Source organism: Streptomyces canus, assembly GCF_030815415.1.
Taxonomy (GTDB): domain Bacteria; phylum Actinomycetota; class Actinomycetes; order Streptomycetales; family Streptomycetaceae; genus Streptomyces; species Streptomyces canus_F.
In genome coordinates this window covers 6,071,993-6,096,519 of record NZ_JAUSWW010000001.1, presented here as the reverse complement: position 1 = coordinate 6,096,519, position 24,527 = coordinate 6,071,993, and the positions used below count along the sequence as shown (strand labels likewise).

Genomic DNA, 24,527 nt, shown 5'->3' with positions numbered 1-24,527 from the left:
GCCCTCTCTCGTCGTATCGCCTACGAATGCGTCCGCAGCAGCGTCCGCATGGTCCGCATCGCCACCGACAGGTTGGCGAGGTCGAACGCCTCCGAGCCCTGGATCTCCTCCAGGGTCGAGCGCGCCCGGCCCAGGATCGCCGCGTTCTTCTCCTCCCACGCCTTGAAGCGCTGCTCGGGAGTCGAGCTGCCGTTGCCCACCGCGAGCACGTCGGCGGTCAGCGCCGCGTGGGCCGCGTACAGGTCCTCGCGGATGGAGGCGCGGGCCATGGACTGCCAGCGGTCGGCACGGGGCAGCTCGATGATGCGGTCCATGAGCTGGGTGATCCGCAGCCGGTCGCCGAGGTCGTAGTAGACCTCCGCGACATCCAGCGGCTCCCGGCCCATGCGGTCGGCCACCAGGACGATGTCGAGCGTCGGGAAGGCGGAGGAGAACCCGGCCACGCGCGTGGCGAGTTCGTCCGGGACGCCGGCGCCCGTCAGCTCGTCGTAGATCTGCTGGTACCACTCCAGGTCCGCGCCCCGCAGCAGCTTCGGCAGCTGCGACCAGACCTGATCGACGCGCTCGGAGAAGAACTCGACCGTCTCGGCGAGCTGCAACGGCTGCGGCCGGTTGTTGAGCAGCCAGCGCGTGCCGCGCTCGACGAGCCGGCGCGAGTGCAGCCGGATCCGGGTCTGCACGGCGGCCTCGACCTGGTTGTCGAGCGCCTCCACCGCGTCCCACACCACGGCCGAGCGGAAGATCGCGCGGGCCGCGGTCTGCGCCCGGACGATCTCCTCGAGGGAAGCGCCGGTCTCCTCGCGCAGCCGGTGCAGATAGGTCGTACCGCCCGTGTTGACCGTGTCGTTGACCAGCACCGTCGTGATGATCTCGCGGCGCAGCGGGTGGCTGTCGATGTGCTCGGCGAACTTCTCGCGCAGCGCGCTCGGGAAGTACGAGTCGAGCAGACCGCGCAGATACGGGTCGTCCGGGAGCGAGGTGTGCAGCAGCTCGTCGGAGACCGTGATCTTGGTGTACGCCAGGAGGACAGCCGTCTCCGGGCCGGTCAGGCCCTGTGCGGCGCCCAGGCGTTCCCGGATCTGGCGGTCGGTGGGCAGGAACTCCAGGGCCCGGTCCAGCAGACCCGCGCGCACCAGGTGACGCAGGTAGCGCTGCTGGGCGTGGAGCATGTCCTTGGACTGGGCCAGCGCGTTGGCGATGGCCGTGTTCTGCGCGTAGTTGTTGCGCAGCACCAGCCGGCCGACCTCGTCGGTCATCTCGGCGAGCTGCTTGTTGCGCTGCTTGACGGTCATGTCGCCGTCCGCGACCACGCCGTTGAGCAGGATCTTGATGTTCACCTCGTGGTCGGAGGTGTCCACGCCCGCGCTGTTGTCGATGGCGTCGGTGTTGATCTTCCCGCCGGTGAGCGAGAACTCGATCCGGCCGAGCTGGGTGAGCCCCAGGTTGCCGCCCTCGCCGACGACCTTGACCCGCAGGTCGGCGCCGTCGACCCGGATCGGGTCGTTGGCCTTGTCGCCGACGTCGGCGTGGGTCTCGGTGGAGGCCTTGACGTACGTGCCGATGCCGCCGTTCCACAGCAGGTCCACCGGCGCCTTGAGGATGGCCTTCATCAGGTCGGCCGGCGTCATCTTGGCGACCTTGCCCTCGATCCCGAGGGCCTCGCGGATGTGTGCGTTGACCGGGATGGCCTTGGCGCTGCGGGGGAACACACCGCCTCCGGCCGAGATGAGCTCGGCGTTGTAGTCGGCCCAGCTGGAGCGCGGCAGCTCGAAGACGCGGCGGCGCTCGGCGTAGGAGGTGGCCGCGTCCGGCTTCGGGTCGATGAAGATGTGCCGGTGGTCGAAGGCGGCGACCAGGCGGATGTGCTCGCTGAGCAGCATGCCGTTGCCGAACACGTCACCGGACATGTCGCCGATGCCGACGACCGTGAAGTCCTCGGCCTGCGTGTTCACACCCAGTTCCCGGAAGTGCCGCTTGACGGACTCCCAGGCACCGCGCGCGGTGATGCCCATGCCCTTGTGGTCGTAGCCCGCGGAGCCGCCGGAGGCGAAGGCGTCGCCGAGCCAGAAGTTGTACGACTCGGCGACCCCGTTGGCGATGTCCGAGAAGGTCGCGGTGCCCTTGTCGGCGGCGACGACGAGGTAGGTGTCGTCCTCGTCGTGCCGGACGACGTCGGCGGGCGGCACGACCTCGCCGGCCACCATGTTGTCGGTGATGTCGAGCAGCGCCGAGATGAACGTCTTGTAGCTGGCGATGCCCTCGGCCAGCCACGCGTCCCGGTCCACGCTCGGGTCGGGCAGCTGCTTGGCGACGAAGCCGCCCTTGGCGCCGACCGGCACGATGACGGTGTTCTTCACCATCTGCGCCTTGACCAGACCGAGGATCTCGGTCCGGAAGTCCTCACGCCGGTCGGACCAGCGCAGACCACCGCGAGCGACCTTGCCGAACCGGAGGTGCACGCCCTCGACGCGCGGCGAGTAGACCCAGATCTCGAACGCCGGGCGCGGCGCCGGCAGGTCCGGGATCATCTGCGGGTCGAACTTCATGGACACGTATTCGTGCGGCTTGCCGCCGAGCGCCTCCTGGAAGAAGTTCGTGCGCAGGGTCGCCTTGATGACGGTCAGGAACGACCGCAGGATCCGGTCCTCGTCGAGGCTCGCGACCTGGTCGAGGGCGGCGTCGACCTCTTCGAGGAGGGCGTCCACGATCTCGTGCCCGGCGCGCTGCCGGTCCGGCGACATTCGCGCCTCGAACAGGGAGACGAGCAGCCGCGTGGTGTGGACGTTGTTGCGGAGGGTGTCCTCCATGTAGTCCTGCGAGAAGGTGGAGCCCGCCTGCCGCAGGTACTTGGCGTACGCCCGCAGCACCGTCGCCTGCCGCCAGTTCAGCCCGGCGCTCAGCACGAGGGCGTTGAAGCCGTCGTTCTCCGCCAGCCCTGTCCAGGTCGCGGCGAAGGCCTCCTGGAAGCGCTCGCGGCCGTCGTCGCCCAGGTAGTCCCCGGCGCCGTTCTGCGACTTGGGCATGCGCAGCCCGAAGTCGTAGATCCAGGCGATGCTGCGGTCCGAGCAGCGCAGCTCGTAGGGCCGCTCGTCGATGACCTCGACGCCGAGCCGGTTGAGGACCGGCAGCACGGCGGACAGGGTGATCGCGGCACCCTTGCGGTAGATCTTGAAGCGACGCTCCTCGGGGGCGGCGCCGACCGGCTCGTACAGGCTCAGCGCGAAGTTGTTGTCCTCGGTGAGCTTCTCCAGGTGGACGAGGTCGGCGACCGCGGAACGCGAGGTGTGGTCGGCCTTGTAGCCCTCCGGGAAGGCGTTGCCGTACCGGCGCAGCAGCTCGGCGGCGCGCTCCTCGCCGAGTTCGTTGTTGAGAGCCTCGGCGAAGCCGTCGGCCCAGGAGCGGGCCGCCTCGACGAGCCGCGCCTCGATGCGCTCCTTGTCGAGGTCGGAGAGCTCCGGCAGCTCGGTGCCCTGCGGGACCCGGACCACGAAGTGCAGCCGGGACAGGATCGACTCGGTGTTCCAGGCGGTGAAGTCGACGCTGGTGCCGCCGAGTTCCTCCTTCAGGATGTCGATGATCCGCAGCCGGACGCCGGTGGTGTACCGGTCGCGCGGCAGGTAGACGAGGGCGGAGTAGTAGCGCCCGTACTCGTCCTGGCGCAGGTAGAGCCGCAGCCGCCGCCGCTCCTGGAGGTACAGCACGGAGGTGACGATCGACTGCAGCTCGTCGGGCGGGGTCTGGAAGAGCTCGTCGCGCGGGTAGGTCTCCAGGATCTGGAGCAGGTCGCGCCCGTCGTGGCTTTTGGGAGAGAAGCCCGCGCGCTGCAGCACCTCTTCGACCTTGCGGCGGATGACGGGGACCCGGCGGACGGACTCGGTGTAGGCGGCGGAGGAGAAGAGCCCGAGGAAGCGGCGCTCACCGACGACATTGCCCTCGGCGTCGAACTTCTTCACACCGATGTAGTCCAGGTACGACGGCCGGTGCACGGTCGCCCGGCTGTTGGCCTTGGTCAGCACCAGGAGCTTGTGCTCGCGCGCCTTGGCGCGGGCGTCGGCGGGCAGCCGCTCGAAGGAGGGGCTGACGGGGTGGCTCTCGTCCTCGGCGTGATGCGGGTCGGAGCGCAGGATGCCGAGGCCGGTGCCCGGCACGGCGACGAGGGAGTCGTCCTCGCGGAGCTGGTACTCGCGGTAGCCGAGGAAGGTGAAGTGATCGGCGGCCAGCCAGCGCAGCAGCTCGCGGGCCTCCTCGATGTCCTGCTCGCGCAGGTCGGAGGCGACGGGCTCGGCGGGCAGCTCCTCGGCCATCCGCAGCGCCGCGTCCCGCATCTTCTCCCAGTCCTCGACGGTCTCGCGGACGTCCGACAGGACGCGCAGCAGATCGGCGGTGATCTGCTTCAGGTCCGCGCGGTCGGTCTCGCGGTCGATCTCGACGTGGATCCAGGACTCGGTGTGCGCGTCGTGCGGAAGCTCACCGCTGGGTCGCTGGGCGAGCACCTCGATGAGCTTGCCGGTGACGTCCCGCCGGACGACGACCTGCGGGTGGATGACGACATGGATGCCGCGCCCCTGCCGGGTCAGCTCATTGGTGACGGAGTCGACGAGGAAGGGCATGTCGTCGGTGACGACCTCGACGATCGAATGCGTGCACGCCCATCCGTTCTCTTCCACGGTGGGCGTGAGGACCCGCACACTTGCCGTGCCCTGCGGCCGGTTCTCGGCCAGCCGATAGTGCGAGTAGGCGGCTCCGAAGACATCGACCGGGTCGCGATCGGTGAGATCCTCCGGGGCGGTGTGCAGGTAGTAGCGCTGGAGGAACGCGAGCACGGTCTCCCGGTCAGGGGTGCTCTCGTCCGTCGTCCCGGTCGGTAGGTGCCCCCCGACCGGGCTGTTCTCAGCTACCCGGGCGGCCCTCTCGAGCAGCTCGGCCTTGGCTTCGTCCAGCTTGGTCTGCATTGTCCTCTGGCTCCTGTCGCGCGCCGTTGCGTGACGTTGAAGGAAGTACGGTCTCTTCCCCTGGGACGTAACGCCGCGACACGGGGTGTCCGGTCTGCTCCGACGCTATGCCGCAAGGTGAGATGAGCGGGGGGTTATCAGCCATTCTTGGCACGCCCGACGGATGTGACGCTGCTCTCTGCGACGCCGCTCCAGGGGATGTGCGCGGCGCCCCGGGGGCCCATGTGCCCCCGCCCCGCCCGCGAAGACCAGCGACCGCCGCCCGGTCACGGATGTCGTCCGTGCTCTCCGGGCGCAGGGCAGGGGCAACGATGCCCCCGCGAACTATCGCGCTGATCACGCCACTAAGGCTATCGCTCCTTACAGGGGGCCCGTCATGAGCCGTATGTGTACAAAACCGGGGGTCGAACTTTGACGTTCTGCACAGGGGCAGGAAGCCGCGCACCATGCGGTGGGTGTCGTCGACCGGCCCCCTTGGCAAGGGCCTGGTCCGGATGCACATTGCCGACATGACAGCCAAAATCCTGATCGTCACCGGCGACGCAGCGGAGTCACTGGAGGTCCTGTACCCCTACCAGCGCCTCCGTGAAGAGGGCTACGACGTCCATATCGCGGCCCCCACCCGCAAGAAGCTCCGGTTCGTGGTCCACGACTTCGAACCCGGCTTCGACACCTACACCGAGAAGCCCGGCTACACCTGGCCCGCCGACCTGGCCTTCGCCGAGGTCGACCCCGGTCAGTACGCCGCGATCGTCATCCCCGGCGGCCGCGCCCCTGAGTACCTGCGCAACGACCCCGAACTCCGCAAGATCCTCAAGTCCTTCTTCGACGCGGACAAGCCGGTCGCCCAGATCTGCCACGGCCCCCTGCTCACCGCCGCGGTCGACGGCCTCCGCGGCCGCCGCGTCACGGCCTACCCCGCCCTGGAACTCGACATGCAGGCGGCCGGCGCCACCTTCCAGGACGCCGAGGCGGTGGTCGACGGCACGCTGGTCTCCGCCCGGGCCTGGCCGGACCACTCCCGCTGGATGCGTGAGTTCCTGACGATCCTGCGGGCGAAGGCGCCGGTGACATGAGGGGCATGAGGGACGTGCCGCTGAGGTAGTCGTTCGACTGAGGCTGAGTGGGGGCTGGTCGCGCGATTCCCCCGACCCACGCACCGCCACCGCTCAGCCCTCACCCCCGCACCGCCCCCGGGAACCCGACGAGCCGTCCCCGCCGCTACGCCGCGAGCCGCTCCGCCTCCACAACCGCCTCCGCCAGGGTGTCCACCACCGGCACCCCCACCTCCTCCAGGCTGGCCCGGCTGTGCGAACCCCCCGTGTACAGCACGGCCCGCGCCCCCACGTGCCGCGCCGCCACCGCGTCGTCGGCCGCGTCGCCGATCACCACGGTCCGCGCGGGGTCCACTCCGGCCACCCCCGTCAGTGCCGCGAGGTGCCGGGTCATGTGCTCGGCCTTGCTGCCCCCGGAGGGCCCGGTCCGTCCGTCGACGCGTATGAAGTGCGCTTCGATCCCGAACCCCCGGACCAGCGGAAGCAGTTCCTCGTGCCCGTACATGCTGAGGATCGACTGGCTGCGCCCCGCCGACCGCCACCCCGCGAGCAGCTCGGCCGCGCCGGCCGTCAGCCCGCAGCCGACCCGATGCACGGTGTAGTACCGATGGAAGGTCTCGTCCATGACGGCCCACTCGGCCTCTGTCGGCAGCCGCCCCAACAGCCGCTCGTAGAACTTCGGCACCGGCACGCAGTACAGCGCCCGGTACCGCTCCATCGTGATCGGCGCGAGTCCCAGCTCGGCGAACGCCGCGTTCGTCGCCCCGATGATCGCGTCATTGTCGTGGAACAGCGTCCCGTTCCAGTCCCACACAATGTGCGCGCCCGTTTGCTTCCCCATGCCGAAAAAATGTACCCGCCGCCACTGACAATCAAGTGACTCGCAGGTCACAGAGGCACGGCCGGCGCCTCAGTTCCCCAGCCCGACCAGGTTCGGGATCTCCTGCGTGGCGAACCAGAGCAGTTCGTGGTCCCCGGCTCCGTCCACGACGAACTGCGCGTCGTCGTCCCCGCCCTCCGCCGCGGCGAGCGCCTCCGCGGCCGCGGTCACGTCCGTCTCGGCGTCACTCGCGTCGACGTGCACGGCGGCCGCCTTGCCGAGCGGTACGGCCCGGTCGACCCGCACCTGGCCCAGCGCGGTCGGGTCGAGCCCCCGGTCGGGGTCGGAGAACGCCGCGCCGTCGGGCACGTCGACGGCGACCACGACCCGGCGCCGCACCGCCCCGGGGTCGGCCGCCAGCAGCCGCAGCGAGGCGAGCGCGGCCCGGTTCAGCGCCGCGTACTCCAGCTCCTCGATGTCGTCGGAGAGGTACCACTCGCGCAACGCGGGCGTCACGGCGTATGCGACGAGCGGTCCGGGCCCCAGCTCGCCCGTCTTGTACGCCTCGGCGAGACCGGAGAGGGTCAGGGGGACGTAGACGCGCATGGGCTGCCGCTTTCGTGGTCGGGGGCGGGGTCGCAGTGCTCCGCGGGGGCCTCGGTGAAGGCCTTCAGGATACGTGCGGGCGTCCCCTTTCGAGTCCCTGCCTCTACGTCCGCAGGCGTCCACCCTGGTCCCGGAACTCACCCGGTGCGCCCCCGCGGTCACGGCCTTCAGCCCGCCTCGGTCACTCGGATAAGTGAACGTTCCGGCCGCTCGACCCGGCCCTTGGCTTCCTTGCCGCGGCCACCCGCGGCCCCGTACAAGATCCCCAACACAAAGTTACCGCCCGGTACAACGCCGGGCCCACCGAACGGGGACCCCATGAACAAGGTCATGACCAGGGCACAGAACCGTCCGGGCAGCCGCCCCCCGGGCCGCCGTGACGCCCGCCGCCCGGGCACCACCCCGCCCCGCACCCCGACCGGCGGCACGCCCCGCACGACCGCGGACGACGGCCGCCCGCCGGGCTCACGGACCGGCACCGGCCCGCACACCGCCCCTGCCGACAACCGCCCGCCGACGACCCGCTCGGAGGCCCGCGAAAGGCCCCTCGGCGCCCCTGTCGTCCCTTCCCGGGCCCCGCGCAGGCCGATCCCCCAGCCCCGCCCCACCGACCTCTTCGCCGACCTCCTCCTCGCGGTCCTCAGCGGCCAGCGCCCCGTCCACTCGATGCTCCGGCACACCATCGGCCAGGCCTACGACGAACTCGCCGTGCTCGCCGAACGCGGCCCCCTCCGCACCCACGGCACCCGCCCCGTCATCCGCGACATCGGCTACTACGTCCCCCGCGACGGAGCGGTCGAGGCCTTCGCCCGTATCGGCGCCGGCGACCAGCTCCGCGCGATGGCCTTCCGTCTGGAACAGGGCCGGGACCGGCGCTGGCGCTGCGCGGCGGTGGAACTGGGCGGCCCCAGGGCCGCCCGCACGGACGACGTCTGACACCGCCCGCCGACGAACGCGGAAGGGCCGGGCCACCCCAGGTGGCCCGGCCCTTCACACCGCTACAGCGTCACAGACACCGTCACTTCTTGCGGCGCCGCCCACGCGACTGCTTGCGCCGCTCCGCGCGCGTAAGACCATCCGCCTCGGACCGCACCGGCTCTTCGTCGTCGGCGAACTCACCCTCGACGACACCGCCCTCGCCGTCCACGGTCGGCGCGGAGAAGTGCAGATCCCGACGCTGCGGAGCGTCGAGCCCCTTCGCACGGATCTCCGGACGCGAACCCGCCTGCGCCGGCACCGAGTCCTGCTTGTCGAGCGACGGCTTGTCGTCCTGGACCGGGACCTCCTCGACCTGCTGCTCGACCTGGACCTCCAGGTTGAACAGGTAGCCGACGGACTCCTCCTTGATGCCCTCCATCATGGCGGTGAACATGTCGAAGCCCTCGCGCTGGTACTCGACCAGCGGGTCCTTCTGCGCCATCGCCCGCAGGCCGATGCCCTCCTGGAGGTAGTCCATCTCGTAGAGGTGCTCGCGCCACTTGCGGTCCAGGACCGACAGCACGACCCGGCGCTCCAGCTCACGCATGATCTCGGAGCCGAGCTGCGCCTCGCGCCCCTCGTACTGCTCGTGGATGTCGTCCTTGATGGACTCGGAGATGAAGTCGGCGGTCAGCCCGGCCCGGTCGCCGGCCGCGTCCTCCAGCTCCTCGACGGTGATCTTCACCGGGTAGAGCTGCTTGAACGCGCCCCACAGCCGGTCGAGGTCCCAGTCCTCCGCGAAACCCTCGGCGGTCTCCGCCGCGATGTACGCGTCGATCGTGTCGTCCATGAAGTGCACGATCTGCTCCTGCAGATCCTCGCCCTCCAGGACGCGGCGCCGCTCGCCGTAGATGACCTCACGCTGGCGGTTGAGGACCTCGTCGTACTTCAGGACGTTCTTACGCGTCTCGAAGTTCTGCTGCTCGACCTGCGACTGGGCGGACGCGATCGCGCGCGTGACCATCTTGTTCTCGATCGGCACGTCGTCCGGGACGTTCGCCATCGACATCACGCGCTCGACCATCTGGGCCTTGAACAGACGCATCAGGTCGTCGCCGAGCGACAGGTAGAAGCGGGACTCACCCGGGTCGCCCTGACGACCGGAACGACCGCGCAGCTGGTTGTCGATACGACGCGACTCGTGCCGCTCGGTACCGAGGACGTAGAGCCCGCCGAGGTCCTTGACCTCTTCGAACTCCGCCTTGACCGCCTGCTCGGCACGCTCCAGGGCGGCGGGCAGAGCCTGCGCCCACTCCTCGATGTGCTCCTCGGGGTCGAGGCCGCGCTGGCGCAGCTCCGCCTCGGCGAGGTCCTCGGGGTTGCCGCCGAGCTTGATGTCGGTACCGCGGCCGGCCATGTTGGTGGCCACGGTCACGGCGCCCTTGCGGCCGGCCTGGGCGACGATCGTCGCCTCCCGGTCGTGCTGCTTGGCGTTCAGCACCTCGTGCTGGACTCCGCGCTTGCTGAGCTGCTGCGAGAGGTACTCGGACTTCTCGACCGACGTCGTACCGACGAGGATCGGCTGGCCCTTCTCGTGCTTCTCGACGATGTCGTCGACGACCGCCTCGAACTTCGCGACCTCGGTGCGGTAGATCAGGTCCGACTGGTCCTTGCGGACCATGGGCCGGTTGGTCGGGATCGGGACGACGCCGAGCTTGTAGATCTGGTGGAACTCGGCCGCCTCGGTCATCGCCGTACCGGTCATGCCGCAGAGGCCGGGCTGTTCCTTGCCGCTGTGGTCGTGGCGCTTGTAGAGGCGGAAGAAGTTCTGGAGGGTGATCGTGGCGAGCGTCTGGTTCTCGTCCTTGATGTCCACCCCTTCCTTCGCCTCGATCGCCTGGTGCATGCCCTCGTTGTAGCGGCGGCCGGCGAGGATACGGCCGGTGTGCTCGTCGACGATCATGACTTCGCCGTCCATGACGACGTAGTCCTTGTCCTTCTTGAAGAGCTCCTTCGCCTTGATGGCGTTGTTCAGGTAGCCCACCAGAGGGGTGTTCACCGACTCGTAGAGGTTGTCGATGCCCAGCCAGTCCTCGACCTTGGCGACACCGGACTCGTGGATGGCGACCGTGCGCTTCTTCTCGTCGACCTCGTAGTCGCCGGTCTCCTCGATGCCCTTGAGCTGGTTGCCGGCCTCGCCCTTCTTCAGGCGGGTGACCAGCTTGGCGAAGTCGCCGTACCACTTGGTGGCCTGGTCGGCCGGGCCGGAGATGATCAGCGGCGTACGGGCCTCGTCGACCAGGATGGAGTCGACCTCGTCGACGATCGCGAAGTTGTGGCCGCGCTGGACGAGCTCGTCCTTGGACCACGCCATGTTGTCGCGCAGGTAGTCGAAGCCGAACTCGTTGTTCGTGCCGTACGTGATGTCGCACGCGTACTGCTCACGGCGCTGGGCGGGGGTCATGTTGGCGAGGATGCAACCGACGTCCAGGCCCAGGAACTTGTGGACGCGGCCCATCATCTCGGAGTCGCGCTCGGCCAGATAGTCGTTGACCGTGATCAGGTGGACGCCCTTGCCGGACAGCGCGTTCAGATACGCGGGCAGGGTGCCGACGAGGGTCTTGCCCTCGCCGGTCTTCATCTCGGCCACGTAGCCGAGGTGGAGGGCGGCGCCGCCCATGATCTGCACGTCGTAATGACGCTGGCCGAGCGCGCGCTTGGCGCCCTCGCGCACGGTGGCGAACGCCTCGGGCAGCAGGTCGTCCAGCGTCTCACCATCGATGTACCGCTGCTTGTACTCATCAGTGAGGGCCCGCAGCTCGGCGTCGGAGAGGTCGACGAAGTCCTCTTCGATGGAGTTGACCTGGTCCGCGATGCGGTGCAGCTTGCGCAGGATCTTGCCTTCGCCTGCACGCATGATCTTCGAGAGGACGGACACGGGGGTAAGTCTCCTTGCCGGTCGGGCCTGGGACGGTCGTTTTCCATTTGACTTGACTGAGCAACGGCCATCGTATGCGAGGACCCGGCCACGCCGGGAGCCTGCCGAGGGCGCCGACCGTCCGCTGCTTCAAATCTCCGTCAAAGGGGACAACGGACGGAGGTTGCGGATGGTGCCGCGTCCTCTCGACGTTTTGCGCGAACTGTGATCACCCGCTCACACAGAGCGAAAGGATGGCGTCCACGCCCGAATCCCGAGCAGAATCGGCCGATGGAACCCGTCACGCTCACCACCGGCCGCCTGGTTCTGCGCACCGTCGGTCCCGACGACACCGACGCCGTGCACGCCGCCGCCCAGGACCCCGAGATGCAGCGCTGGCTCTCCCAGTTCCCCTCGCCCTACCTCCACGAGCACGCGCGGGCCTTCACGGAACAGTTCGCCCCCGACGGCTGGGCCAACGACTCCATGTTCACCTTCGGCGTCTTCCTCCCCTCCGGCGAACTCGTCGGCATGCTCGGCATCACCATGCGCTCCCTCGGCGTCGCCGAGATCGGCTTCTGGGCCACCAAGGAGCACCGCGGCAACGGCTACATCACCGAGGCCACCACCACAACCGCCCGCTGGGCCTTCACCGCCCTCTCCATCGACCGCATCGAATGGCGCGCGGAAGTAGGCAACACCCCCTCCCGCGCGGTGGCGGAACACGCCGGTTTCACCCTCGAAGGCACCCTCCGCTCCGCGGTCAACAACAAGGGCGTACGACGCGACTGCTGGGTGGGTTCCCTACTGCCCTCGGACCTGGGCCTCCCCTCAACAGCCCCCTACCTCCCGGCACGACCACACCCCAGCGCACCCACCCCCTGACCCACTCACCCCAGCCCACCCCGCCGTGGACTCCACCCCTCCATCGCCGGCCCGCTGCTCCCAGCCCGTCCGGCGTTTGAGGACAAGGCCCTCAGTGGCCGACGGGGTCTGGGGGCGCAGCCCCCAGGGACGGGGTCGAAGGGGCGGAGCCCCTGGAGGACGGGACGGGTAGGGGCGGCGGGGGCGAAAACCTCACCGGCACCCGAACACAGCGCACTCCCCGAAGAACCCCGAGGTCATCCCCCGCTGTCAGTCCCACCTCCTATCGTGCGGAAGCATGACGACCCCGCGCCCCACCGCAGCGCTCTCCGCAGACGAGGCCCGCCGCATCGCCCTCCACGCCCAGGGCTTCCTCGGCACCCCCAACCGCAAGGCCGGCGTCCGCGGCACCCTCCGCCACCTCGGCGCGGTCCAACTCGACACCATCTCGGTCCTGGCCCGCTCCCACGAACTCATCCCGTACGCACGCCTGGGAGCCGTAGGCCGCAAAACGGTCGAGGACGCCTATTGGACGGACACACACGCCTTCGAGTACTGGTCCCACGCCGCCTGCATCCTCCCCATCGAGGAATGGCCCCACTTCGCCTTCCGCCGCCGCGCCTACCGCAACCGCCCCCACTGGAACCACACCCTCCCGGACGGCACCTACGACCAGGTCATCAAGCAACTCCGCTCCGAAGGCCCCCTCACCGCCACAGAGTTGGGCGGCGCGAAGAAGACCAGCGAGTGGTGGGACTGGTCCGGCACAAAGGTCGCCGTGGAGCGCGCGCTGATGTACGGCGAGGTGGTCTGCGTGGAGCGCCGCGGCTGGAAACGCGTGTACGACCTGGCAGAACGCGCCGTCCCCACGGCCCTGCTGCACGACGACCTGGACGACACCGAGTGCCTGCGCACCCTCGTCCGCCTCGCCGGCAAGTCCCTCGGCGTCGGCACCCGCGCGGACATCGCCGACTACCACCGCCTCAAGGGCGACCAGGTCGACGCGGTGATCGACGACTCGGGCCTGGTCCCGGTCACGGTCGAGGGCTGGTCCAAGCCGGCCTGGGCGGACCCCGCGGCCCTGGAGACACCCCCGCGCGGCCGCCACCGTACGACGCTCCTGTCGCCCTTCGACTCCCTGATCTGGGAACGCGCGCGCACGGAGCGGATCTTCGGCTTCACCCACCGCCTGGAGGCCTACGTCCCCAAGCCGAAGCGGGTGTACGGCTACTTCGCGATGCCGGTCCTGGCCGGCGGCCGTCTCGTCGGCCGCGTCGACCCGGCACGCGAGGGCCGCACCCTCGTCGCCAGGCAGGTCACCCTGGACGGCCCGAAGGCGGTCCCGGCGGTGGCCCAGGCACTGGTCGAGGCGGCGAGCTGGGTGGACTGCACGGACGTACGCGTCGAAAGAGTGGACGCACCGGACCTCCGGGAGCCCCTGACCAGTGAACTCACCCGAGCACTGGCTTGACGGAAGCGCCGGACCTCAACGGACCTCAGCGGATCTCGAGGATCTTCTCCCGCATCGCATAGACGACAGCCTCCATCCTGGAGTGCAGCTGCAGCTTCTCCAGGATGTTGCGCACATGGTTCTTCACGGTGTTCTCGGAGATGAACAACTCCTTGGCGATATCGCGGTTGTTCATACCGGTGGCGACGAGTTTGAGAACCTCGAGCTCCCGGTCCGTCAGCCGCGGCGCGGGCACAAGTCGGCGTTCGTCCGTCCGCTGGATCATCGATTTGAACTCGGTGAGCAGTTTCGACGCCATGGACGGGCTGATCTGCGACTGCCCGTCGGCCACCGCGCGAATGGCGGTGGCCACCTCGTCCGTGGAGATCTCCTTGAGAAGATATCCGGTCGCGCCGGCCTTGATCGCCTCGTAGAGGTCGGCTTCCTCATCGCTGATCGTCAACATGATGATCTTGGCGCTGGGTGCCACCTCCTTGATGGAGGTGCACGCCTCGATACCGCCCCGCTTGGGCATCCGTACGTCCATCAGGACGATGTCGGGCAGCAGATCGGCGGCCTTGTCGACGGCCTCGGCGCCGTCGCCCGCCTCGCCCACGACCTGGATGTCCTCCTCGGCCGCGAGCACGATCTCGAGTCCCCGTCGGAAGAGGGCATGGTCGTCGACGACCAGGACACGGATGGGCTCCTTGCGTGGTGAGCCCGCGTCCGATCCGACGCCGACGACGCCGTCGCCGGCGCCCTCGGCATGCATCGGTCCGAAGCTGTCCGCCATCGTTCCTCCCCCTGAAGGCTGTGGCTGGTCATGTGCCATCGCCAACCCAAGGCAACGGCCCACCGATTGGGCCGATGCGGCCATGATTTCATGCCCGGACGACACTGCGGTGACAGAGCCGGGCGCGAAGTGGTCGCACACCGGTGCCCCTGGGGGCGCACAGGCGCTCCAGGGGCACCGCTCAGCCGTCAGCCGGGCGCGTGTCAGCCACCCAGCGTGCCGCCGGCCGCGGGAGGCGGCGCCTGGGCGACCATGGGGTCCGTGCTGAGGTGGATGACGCCGTAGTCGTAGGCGTGCCGCCGGTAGACGACACTCGGTTCCTTGGTCTCGGAGTCGACGAACAGATAGAAGTCGTGCCCGACCAGCTCCATCTCGTAAAGAGCCTGGTCAAGGGTCATCGGGGAGGCGACGTGGGTCTTCTCGCGGACGATGAGGGGGCCTTCGCCCTTCACTTCCAGCGAGCCGATCTTCTTGGTGGGTACGCCGTCCGGCTCCTGCTCATGGACCGGGTCGCCGTTCCCGTTGAGCGTCGCCGCACCCGGGACGTGGTCGGGAACCTCGGCCGCCGTGAGCCGGCGGGAGCCGCGACGGGAGTAACGCTTGTCGTGCTGCTTGCGCAGCCGGGCGTCGAGCTTTTCCGCCGCCAGGTCGAGCGCCGCGTACGGATCACTTGCTGCCGCCTCCGCCCGGATCACCGGACCGCGGGAGCGGAGCGTGATCTCCACTCGGTCACAGCGGTCGGCCTGTCGGGGGTTCGGCTCCTTGGACACCTCGACGTCGAGGCTGATCACCTTGCCGTCGAGCTTCTGGATCTTCTCCAGCTTCAGCTTCTCGGCCACGTGCTTGCGGAACCGCTCGGGCACCTCGGTCTTGCGGCCCTTGACGACGATGTCCACGCAGAACTCCGTTCCCGGATCACTCCGCGCCACTGGCGGAGCATCTCCCTTTTGCACCAGGTCCCGGTGAGCCCCGGAACCTCGGACTCGGTGACGTCCACCTCCTCCCCCGTGGGCAAGATCTCCACTCCACCGGGACGGGTGATGGTGAAAAACCCGCGGCACGGCAATCGGATATGAGAGGTGTGGCCTGGGCCTTTCCTCACAACCGAACATATCTCGCCCGGACGGATGTCGTCACCCTCTACCGCGGCGTACCTCCGTTCAGGTGAATTGGCCCTCTTATTACCTGCAACGATGCGACTTCGCAGTCAGTTCCGGTTTATTTCGAAAGAACTTGGCGATGCCGCGACCACAGCCGCGCAGATGACGTCACCGGCACGGTAGGTCCGCACCATTCCGGGCCCACCGCCCACGTCTGCCTCCGCCGATCGATTCCTCCGTCCCCCTGTGCCTTCCCGAGCAGCCGTGCCGTACACAGGTGTTACGGCTGAGCCGTACACGACCGCGCCACTCCCCCGCCCCCGCCCCCGCGCGACCGCCTCCGCGGCCACAGCCGTCGCCACCCGCACGGCACGCGCCGCCTCTGTCAGGGACGCGCCGGTCGTCATCAGGTCGTCGACGAGCACGACCGGACCGCCGAGAAGCAACCGCCCACCACCGGGAACGACCTCGAGCGCACCCGAGAGATTCTTCAGCCGCTCCCGCGAATCGAGCCCCGACTGATCAGCCACGGGCCGCCGCTGCCGCAACACACCGACCACCCGCGCCGCCACCCCACCGCGCCGCAGCTCCCTCGCCGCCGCCAGTGCGATCCGCCGCGCCGGATCATGCCCCCGAGCCCCCACCACCCGCCGCGCAGAAGGCACAGGAACAAGCAATACGACCCGGTCCCCCGCTCCTGAACCCCCGACTCCCGCTGCCGCCCCGACCCCAGAAGCGGCTCCCGCCGACCCCACCCCAGGCCCCACAGCCGCCCCGGCAAACCCCGCAACACCACCCTCAGACCCCGCCCGGGCTCCCGCCGAGCAGCCCTCACGCCCCGGGCCAGCACTCAAGGAGCCTCGACCACGCGCCCCCGCCAGGCCGCCCTCGTGCCCCATCAAGGCACCCGCCGCGGAATCGCCCGCCCGTTCCTCCGCGGCATCCGCCGACCCCCGGCCCTCGGCCCCGGCAACACCTCCGGCCCACCCAGCTCCCACGGGCCCTCGGCGCCCACCCCCTGTCAGGCCTCCGAACGCGCCACCGGCCCCCACAGGCCCCTCGCCGGAGCACCCCGGCCCAACGACACGACGCCCCCGCTCCGCCCTCTCAGAGCCCCACGCAGGCCCCTCAGAGCCCCAGCCAGCTCCCATCGGCCCCGCACCAGCTCCGGTCACCGCACCACAGCCGTCCGCCGCACCCCCGGCCCACGCCTCCCACAGCCCCGCCCGCACGGCCCCCGCCAGAGCCGCGCCCAGGGGTGCCGCCAAGGTCAGTGCGCCGCGTTCCTTGTGTGCCAGCAGCACCGCCCGCACCTCGTCGGCGTACGGCGCGGCCGCATGCACCGCCGGCAGCCCCGTCGGCTCCGGCTCCGGTCGCACCCGGCACGGCACGGTCCCGCTCAGGGCGGCACGGCACTCCGGACAGAGCACCGTGCGAACCCTCCCGCAGCCTCCGCACTCGGCCGGCAGCACCAGGTCGGTCAGGTCCTGCCACCACCCCCGCATGCCCACCACTGTGCCAACGCCCGCGCCACCCGGCCAGCCCTGTGGACAACCCCCTGTGGACAACTCCCCGCACGGCTCGCGCCCCGGTCCGAAACCGCCCACCACACCGACCAGGCCTCGCCGATCCACGCCGCGCCGCGCCTACCCGGGATAGACCGGCGCCGTCCCGTCCTTCACCACCTGCTGCCACTTCGCCCCGGACAGGAGCCGGACGATGCCGTCCTCCTCCGAGTACGCCATCAACGGCAGTTGCTCGTCCTCGGACGAGGCCAGGACCTTCACACCTGTCAGCGCGGCAGGCGCCGACCCCACCGGAGTGGAGCCGTCGACCTGGACGTACGCCATCTGCTGCACGCCGCCGTCCTCGCGTCCCACCACCACGAGCCGGCTGTCCCCAGCCCACGACATGGCGGTGACCTCCACCAACTGCGGTGCCACCGAGCGAGGTTCGACGACCGCGATGGGCTTCTGCCCGCTCGCCTTGTCACCCCGCTCGATCCGCCCGACGTAGAGGGACTTCTTGCTGCCCTTCTCCACGATGAGCGCGATCCGCACTCCGTCGGCGGCCATGCGCACCGCGTCGATGCGTCCGTCGAGCCCCGTGGTGTCGACTTCGATGGGCTCGCCCGCGCCGTTCTTCAGGAGCAGCAGCCGAGGGTGGTCGGGATCGCGGTCGGCCACCCATAGGTCGCCCTCGCCGTCCCAACTGGGCGTGGTGAGACGGTCGTTCTGGGTCTTGCCGTCGCTGTGCAGGACCGGCTCGCCGAGCGACGCCCCCGACACCAGCGACCCGACGTACAGGTCGCTGCCGTCCAGGGACACCCCGGCCGCCTTGCGCTCGTCCCGGGAGACCGCGGCCGACCGCAGCTCCTTCTCACCCTCACCGAGCGCACCCGGCACCGCCGCGAAGGACTCCGGGTTGGTGCTCGCGCTCGCCAGCCTGACGAGGCGGTGCTTGCTGTCGATGAAGTACTGGTAGCCGTCCTTCGCGACCTCGTGCACCACCGCGGTCTCGGCGTCGCTCTCGTCGAGGGGGCCGCACAGCTGGGTGCCGTCGGAGCGCTGCAGTTCGACCGAGTTCACCCCCGTGGGGGTCAGGTCCCGCAGCGTGAACAGGAGTTGTGCGGCCATCTCCTGGCACTTCTTCGAACCGACCCGGTCCGCCTTGGCATTCAACGGCACCGTCAGCCGGTTCTGATCGTCGGGCGTCAGCTGGGTGACGTCCTTCTTCAGCGCCGTACCGGTGGGGAAGCTCGACCTGACGACCGGGTTCAGCCAGCGAGAGGGCCCGGCGAGCAGCAGACTCACGGTCTGTGTCATCGGGTCGACCTTCTTGCGCACATAGACGGGGTCGGCGACGGCCACCGGCTGGCCGTCCGACTCGGTCGAGGAGTTCGAGGCGAAGTAGTACCTGTTGACCGACGTGTAGTTGCGCAGGAAGTCCGACTTGCCCATGACCACGCCCCGCGGCGGCGAGTCGATGCGCCACTGCTTGGACTTCTTCTCACGCACGAGGTGCAGCGTCTTGTCGTACTGGCCGCCGGCGGGCGAGTACACCTGCTGTCCGTCGACGGTGGCGACCTTCTCGCCGGTCAGCGAGAACACGGCGTCGGACGAGTCCTTCCCGCCGCTCGAAAGCTTCTCGGACGAGTCCGGCCCGTCCGCGAGCACCGTGAGCGACGCCTCGGGCTTCCAGGTGCGCGCGACGTTGGCGGTCAGATACTTTCGCGCCGTCTCGAAATCGGAGTCGTCACTGGTCAGCGCTTCGAGAAAGCCGTCCACGATCTCCGGCGCCTCGGCGTTCTCCCGGGGCGGCTGTGCGTAGACCCGTACCTGCGGGTCCTGCCGCGGCGTGGACTCCACCCCGCGCAGGTCCCCGCTGTCCGGCATCGAGGCGCACCCCGCCAGCAGTACGGCGCCACAGGCGACCGACACCACCGTGCGCACCGGTCCCCGCCGGCCGCCCCCCACGCGGTCAGCGCCCACGACTTGCCTCCCCTTGCTTGTTCCGGTCCTCAGGACCGACGTTCCGGGCATCCGAGGACTGCGCGTCCGCGGCGCCCGTGTCGTCCGCCTGCCTCGCTCCCCCGGTGGGCCGCGGGACCACGCGCGCGCCATTGCCGGGCAGCGCCGTCGGATCCGCGGTGGGGGCGGCGGACGGCCTCGGCGCGAGGGGCGCCGGCTCGCTCGAAGTCTGCACCGGCACGGTGGCGCGCTTCTCCCCGTCCCCCGCGCGCGGCAAGCCGGCGTCATTAAGTCCACGATTGCGGCGCGAGTCCTTAGGCTCCAGCGGTATCGGCGAGCCCCGCAACGGCTCGTCCGCCGTCCTGGGCAGCGTCAGCCGGAACTGCGAGCCACCACCCGGCTCACCCCACGTCTGCAGCCAGCCGCCGTGCAGCCGCGCGTCCTCCAGGGCGATGGACAGCCCCAGGCCCGTACCACCGGTGGTACGCGCGCGTGCCGGGTCGGCCCGCCAGAAGCGGCTGAAGACGCGGGTCGCCTCACCGGGCTTGAGCCCTACGCCGTAGTCGCGCACCGCGACCGCGACCGCCCCGCCCGCCGAGGCCAGCTTGACCACGACATCCTTGCCCTCGCTGTGCTCCACGGCGTTGACGACGAGATTGCGCAGCACCCGCTCCACCCGCCGAGCGTCGGCCTCGGCGACGACGGGCTGCTGGTCGCCCACCAGCCGTATCCGCGTGCCCTTGCGCTCGGCGAGCGGCGCGGCCCCGCTGACGACCCGCTGCACGACCACGCGCAGATCGATCGGCTCCGCCTCCAGCGCCGCCGCACCCGCGTCGAACCGGCTGATCTCCAGCAGGTCGGCGAGCAGCGACTCGAACCGGTCCAACTGGTCGGCCAGCAGCTCCGCCGACCGCGCGGTCACCGGATCGAAGTCCTCCCGCGCGTCATGGATCACGTCAGCGGCCATGCGTACGGTCGTCAGCGGCGTCCGCAGCTCGTGCGACACGTCGGACACGAACCGCCGCTGCATCCGCGACAGGTCCTCCAGCTGCTGGATCTTCAACTGAAGGTTCTGCGCCATCTTGTTGAAGGCCTCACCGAGCCGGGCGATGTCGTCCTCACCGGTGACCTTCATACGTTCCTGCAGACGCCCCGCGGACAGCCGCTCGGCGATCCCGGCCGCCATCCGCACCGGCGTGACGACCTGACGCACCACCAGCCAGGCAATGGCCCCGAGGAGTACGACGACGAAGAGCCCGGCCGTCGCCAGCGTCCCCTTGACCAGGCTCAGCGACTTCTCCTCCTGGGTGAGCGGGAAGAGGTAGTACAGCTGGTACGGCTCATTGTTCGGGTCGTTGACCTGCTTGCCGATGATCAGCGCGGGCTGCGACTCCTGGCCGTTGGTGTACACGATCCGGGTGTAGCTCTGGGCCGGGAGCAGGCTGCTATCGACGCGGTCCCGCAGGTCCTGGGGCACACTCGTCGGCGGAAAGACGTAGCCGGAGGCACGCGGACCGGGCCCCCCGCTGTCTCCACCCGCCGGCAGCGTGACGACGTCGAAGGCGCCCTGGCCGCCACTGGAGAGGGACTCCACGAGGTCGCCCATCCACTGGCTGACGTTCTGGTTGGCACGCCCGTCCGCGGCGTCCTCGCCGCCCGCACTCACCGCCGCGTCGGCCTTCTGCTTGGCCACCGAGAAACCACCCGCGGCCTGGCTCTGCGACGCCTTCACCTTGGCGTCGAGCAACCCGTTCCGCACCTGTCCGATGACGACGAAGCCGAGCAGCAGCACCACGCCCAGCGACATCAGCAGCGTGGTGACGACGACCTTGAGCTGGATGTTGCGCCGCCACAGCCGCATGACGGGCAGCAGCGGCCGGCGCACCCAGCGCATGAACAGCCTCAGGACCGGGCTGCCCTGGACTCCGCCCTGCAGCAGCCCGCCCTCGAAGAAGCGTCCCCAGCGGGAGCCCGAGGTCTTCCGACCGACAGGCCGCTCCGCACGGGCCCCGGTCCGCCCGGGCGACGAAGCGGCACTGTCTCCGGACATGTCAGCTGGGTCCTGCCTTGTATCCCACGCCACGAACGGTCACCACGATCTCGGGCCGCTCCGGGTCCTTCTCGACCTTGGAGCGCAGCCGCTGCACATGCACGTTGACCAGACGGGTGTCGGCGGCGTGCCGGTAACCCCACACCTGCTCGAGCAGCACCTCACGGGTGAACACCTGCCACGGCTTGCGCGCCAGTGCGACCAGCAGGTCGAACTCCAGCGGCGTCAGCGCGATCGACTGCCCGTCCCGCTTCACGGAGTGACCGGCCACGTCGATGACGAGGTCGCCGATGGAGAGCTGCTCGGGGGCCGGCTCCTCCGACCTCCGCAGCCGCGCCCGGATACGGGCGACGAGCTCCTTCGGCTTGAACGGCTTCACGATGTAGTCATCGGCACCCGACTCCAGGCCCACGACGACGTCGACGGTGTCGCTCTTCGCCGTGAGCATCACGATCGGCACCCCGGACTCCGCCCTGATCAGGCGGCACACCTCGATGCCGTCCCGACCGGGCAGCATCAGGTCCAGGAGCACCAGGTCGGGTTTGGTCTCACGGAATGCGGCCAGCGCCTTGTCGCCGTCGGCTACGAAAGACGGCTCAAAACCTTCACCACGCAGCACAATGCCGAGCATCTCGGCCAGTGCGGTGTCGTCGTCGACGACAAGGACTCGTCCCTTCATAAACGCCATCATCCCATTCTCATAACAGTGACAGAGGCGCTGGTGAGCAGGGTCACTGGCCCGTGACGATAGTCGTACCAGGTCGTCACTGTCTGCCCCCGTCCGGCGACGTCGATGTCAGTAACGGATGTCAGCTACTACTGACATCGACCCAGCGTAGGCGCACCCTCACACCATGGTCGGCCCTACGGCTTTCGGCCAGGCCTCGCCCGCCATGGGACCACTAGCCGATCGTCACCTCGCGCGACCTGGCGCACAGCTCCTCCAGCGCCTCCGCCGTCACCGGCGAAACAACGCCCTCCTCCGTGACGATCGCCGTGACCAGCTCGGGCGGCGTCACATCGAACGCCGGGTTGTACGCCGTCGTCCCCAGCGGCGCCACCGGCATCCCGCCCCCCACTCCCGTCACCGGTACCTGCGGCGCGGCGACCTCCGTCACCTCGAACCCGGGGCGCTGCTCGACCTCGATGGAGGCCCCGTCCGGCGTGTCCGGATCCACCGTCGTCACCGGCGCCACCACGATGAACGGCACATGGTGGTACCGCGCGAGCACCGCGAGCGGATAACTCCCCACCTTGTTCGCCACCGACCCGTCGGCCGCGATCCGGTCCGCCCCGATCAGCACCGCGTCCACCTCCCCCGCAGCGAACAGCGAGCCCGCCGCGTTGTCGGTGAGCAGGGTGTACGCCATCCCGCTGCGCGCCGCCTCGTACGCCGTCAGACGGGCACCCTGCAGAAGCGGTCGCGTCTCGTCCACCCACAGGCGCCTCAGCCGCCCCACCCGATGCGCCGCGAGCGCGACCGCGAACGCCGTCCCCTCGCCACCCGACACCAGCGAACCGGTGTTGCAGTGCGTGAGGATCCGATGCCCGCCGCCGGGCAGCAACTCGTCCAGCAGCGCCAGCCCGCGCTCCGCCATCCGAGCACTGGCCTCGGCGTCCTCCCGGTGCAACGCCCGTGCCGCGACCAGCGCCGCGATCGCGGCCTGCCCCGCGTCCCCGCTCTTGGCGAGCGCCGCCCGGTACGCGGACAGTGCCCGCCGCACCCCGACAGAGAGGTTCACCGCGGTGGGACGGGCACCCGCGAGCCCCGTCGCGGCCTCGTCCACGTCGAAGCCGCGCGCGGCGGCGAGCGCGACGCCGTACGCCCCCGCGATGCCGAGCACAGGGGCCCCGCGCACGGCGAGCGAACGGATCGCCTCCACCAGCGCGGGTGCGTCCGTACAGACCAGCTCGACCTCCTCGGCCGGCAGCCTCGTCTGGTCCAGAAGGACCACGACAGGGCCTTCGGGTGGCTCTTCCCAGCGGATCGTCGGTATGTCGGTCGGCCTGCTGTCCTCGCCGGATTGCGCGTACTGATCAGCCATGCGGTCAGTCTGCCCCGTATCCGGCGGACAATTGAAGGTGTGCAGCCGATACCGTGCCCGGTCCCCCGGCGACCACCCCATGGCACGATGGCTGCCAACCTGCCACCGCGACCGCGGACGGGCACCGTGAAGGAGCGACGATGAAAGACACTCCGGGCTGGGCCTCGCCCGGATCTGCCCCGTCCGACGGGCAGGAACCCGGTGCGTCCGGCCCTGCCGAGCCCGCAGACCGTCCCGGCTCCTCGGACCAGCCCGGCGCGGACCCGCAGGGCCCCGGCTCGAAGTGGTCCAAGGAGCAGCCGCCACCCGCCCAGTGGTCCGCACCGACCGGACCGGCGAACCCCGGCCAGGCCCCGCCGCCCCCACCACCCGGCCCCGGCTGGGGCGCCCGTCCCCCGGCCAGCCCCGGCGGTCCCGGCAACGGTCAAGGCGGATACGGCGGCTGGGGAAGCGGCTGGGGCGGCCCCCCGCCGGCGGCCAAACCCGGTGTGATCCCGCTGCGCCCGCTCGGCGTGGGCGAGATCCTCGACGGCGCGGTCTCCACCATGCGCACCTACTGGCGCACGGTCCTGGGCATCTCCCTGACCGTCGCGGTCGTCACGCAGATCGTCGTCATCCTCCTCGAAGGCCTGGTCCTCAACGACGCCAGCACCGCGGCACTCGACGACCCCAGCGCCAGCGTCGACGAACTGACCCGCGCCTTGGGCGACGCCATGCTCAGCACCGGTGTCGTCTTCCTGATCTCGCTGATCGGCACGATCGTGGCGACCGCCCTGCTCACGACGGTCACCAGCCGCGCGGTCCTCGGCAAGTCGGTGACCACCGGCGAGGCCTGGCGCGACGCCCGACCTCAGGTGGCCAAGCTCTTCGGCCTGATCTTCCTGCTGATCCTCATCGCCGTCGCCGTCGTCGCGGTCGGAGCCCTGCCGGGCATCCTCGCCGTCGTCGCGGGAGCCGGCGACGGGGGAGCAGCCCTCGCCGTCCTCGGCAGCCTCGCCACCGGCGTCGTCGCCCTGTGGCTGATGGTCCGCTTCTCCCTCGCCTCGCCCGCGCTGATGCTGGAGAAGCAGGGCATCCTCAAATCGCTGAGCCGCTCCGCGAAGCTGGTCCGCGGCTCCTGGTGGCGCGTCTTCGGCATCCAGCTGCTCGCCACGCTCATCGCCAACATCGTCGCCTCGATCGTCGTCCTTCCCTTCGCCTTCATCGCCTCCGCCCTGGACGGAGAGGGCTTCACCGGCCTCGTGAACAGCGGAAGCGATTTCGGCTGGACGTACCTCATCGTCAGCGGCGTCGGCTCGGTGATCGGCGCCATGATCACCTTCCCGATCACCGCGGGCGTCACCGTGCTCCTCTACATCGACCAGCGCATCCGCCGCGAGGCCCTCGACATCGACCTCGCCCGCGCGGCAGGCATCCAGGACTCCGGCTCCGGCACCGCCGGCCCCACGCCCGGAGGCTGATGCGGTGAGCCTGACGGGGGGAGTTCC

At 70.0% G+C, this 24,527-nt stretch carries 15 protein-coding genes and 1 pseudogene; 5 read left to right on the top strand and 11 right to left on the bottom strand.

Going from position 1 to position 24,527, the window contains the following annotated elements; genetic code table 11:
- Nucleotides 1–20: 20 nt before the first annotated feature.
- The gene (locus tag QF037_RS28285) at nt 21–4,952 is read right to left on the bottom strand and encodes an NAD-glutamate dehydrogenase (protein WP_307029917.1); all 4,932 of its coding nucleotides are present in this window, start codon (nt 4,950–4,952) and stop codon (nt 21–23) included.
- A 509-nt stretch (nt 4,953–5,461) separates the two neighbouring features.
- Between QF037_RS28285 and QF037_RS28280 the strand changes: the two genes are divergently transcribed.
- Entirely contained in the window at nt 5,462–6,028 is a 567-nt protein-coding gene (locus QF037_RS28280) for a DJ-1/PfpI family protein (RefSeq protein WP_307029915.1), read from the top strand.
- Nucleotides 6,029–6,173: 145 nt separating this feature from the next.
- On the opposite strand, the gene QF037_RS28275 is transcribed toward QF037_RS28280, so the two are convergent.
- Together QF037_RS28275 and QF037_RS28270 are read right to left on the bottom strand one after the other, a co-directional pair.
- Complete coding sequence (locus tag QF037_RS28275; RefSeq protein ID WP_307029913.1) at nt 6,174–6,848, bottom strand: HAD family hydrolase; 675 nt, start codon at nt 6,846–6,848, stop codon at nt 6,174–6,176.
- Nucleotides 6,849–6,917: 69 nt separating this feature from the next.
- On the bottom strand, nt 6,918–7,433 hold the full coding sequence (locus QF037_RS28270) for a DUF6912 family protein (protein WP_307029911.1): 516 nt from the start codon (nt 7,431–7,433) through the stop codon (nt 6,918–6,920).
- A 318-nt stretch (nt 7,434–7,751) separates the two neighbouring features.
- Between QF037_RS28270 and QF037_RS28265 the strand changes: the two genes are divergently transcribed.
- Complete coding sequence (locus QF037_RS28265; RefSeq protein WP_307029909.1) at nt 7,752–8,369, top strand: Rv3235 family protein; 618 nt, start codon at nt 7,752–7,754, stop codon at nt 8,367–8,369.
- 82 nt (nt 8,370–8,451) lie between these two features.
- Here the strand turns inward: QF037_RS28265 and secA are convergent, their stop codons facing one another.
- Nucleotides 8,452–11,289, bottom strand: coding sequence for a preprotein translocase subunit SecA (gene secA, locus QF037_RS28260; protein WP_307029907.1), 2,838 nt, complete (start codon nt 11,287–11,289; stop codon nt 8,452–8,454).
- A 270-nt stretch (nt 11,290–11,559) separates the two neighbouring features.
- Here secA and QF037_RS28255 point away from each other — a divergent pair, with 270 nt between their 5' ends.
- A complete protein-coding gene (locus QF037_RS28255; RefSeq protein ID WP_307029905.1) occupies nt 11,560–12,153 on the top strand; it encodes a GNAT family N-acetyltransferase in 594 nt (197 codons plus the stop codon).
- Between the two features lie 277 nt (nt 12,154–12,430).
- A complete protein-coding gene (locus tag QF037_RS28250) occupies nt 12,431–13,603 on the top strand; it encodes a winged helix-turn-helix domain-containing protein (protein ID WP_307029903.1) in 1,173 nt (390 codons plus the stop codon).
- A 25-nt stretch (nt 13,604–13,628) separates the two neighbouring features.
- Here QF037_RS28250 and QF037_RS28245 read toward each other — a convergent pair whose 3' ends face one another.
- The 7 genes and pseudogenes from QF037_RS28245 to mtnA form a co-directional block, all read right to left on the bottom strand.
- Entirely contained in the window at nt 13,629–14,375 is a 747-nt protein-coding gene (locus QF037_RS28245) for a response regulator (RefSeq protein ID WP_307029899.1), read from the bottom strand.
- A 203-nt stretch (nt 14,376–14,578) separates the two neighbouring features.
- On the bottom strand, nt 14,579–15,271 hold the full coding sequence (hpf, locus tag QF037_RS28240; RefSeq protein ID WP_373463824.1) for a ribosome hibernation-promoting factor, HPF/YfiA family: 693 nt from the start codon (nt 15,269–15,271) through the stop codon (nt 14,579–14,581).
- Nucleotides 15,272–16,674: 1,403 nt separating this feature from the next.
- Nucleotides 16,675–16,980, bottom strand: a pseudogene (locus QF037_RS51490) (ComF family protein); the annotation flags it as partial.
- A 141-nt stretch (nt 16,981–17,121) separates the two neighbouring features.
- Complete coding sequence (locus QF037_RS28225; protein ID WP_307029895.1) at nt 17,122–18,966, bottom strand: LpqB family beta-propeller domain-containing protein; 1,845 nt, start codon at nt 18,964–18,966, stop codon at nt 17,122–17,124.
- Nucleotides 18,956–20,995 carry an MtrAB system histidine kinase MtrB gene (gene mtrB / locus QF037_RS28220; RefSeq protein ID WP_307029893.1) on the bottom strand — a complete coding sequence of 680 codons (2,040 nt, stop codon included), beginning with the start codon at nt 20,993–20,995 and terminating at the stop codon, nt 18,956–18,958. The genes QF037_RS28225 and mtrB overlap by 11 nt, the downstream gene beginning before the upstream one ends.
- Before the next feature lies 1 nt (nt 20,996).
- Nucleotides 20,997–21,686: a two-component system response regulator MtrA gene (gene mtrA / locus QF037_RS28215; protein WP_199924729.1), complete on the bottom strand. Its 690-nt coding sequence runs from the start codon at nt 21,684–21,686 to the stop codon at nt 20,997–20,999.
- Nucleotides 21,687–21,897: 211 nt separating this feature from the next.
- Nucleotides 21,898–23,040 (bottom strand): S-methyl-5-thioribose-1-phosphate isomerase, encoded by a 1,143-nt coding sequence (gene mtnA / locus QF037_RS28210; protein ID WP_307029890.1) that lies wholly within the window; start codon nt 23,038–23,040, stop codon nt 21,898–21,900.
- A 140-nt stretch (nt 23,041–23,180) separates the two neighbouring features.
- Between mtnA and QF037_RS28205 the strand changes: the two genes are divergently transcribed.
- Nucleotides 23,181–24,500: a hypothetical protein gene (locus QF037_RS28205; protein WP_307029888.1), complete on the top strand. Its 1,320-nt coding sequence runs from the start codon at nt 23,181–23,183 to the stop codon at nt 24,498–24,500.
- Nucleotides 24,501–24,527 lie beyond the last annotated feature (27 nt).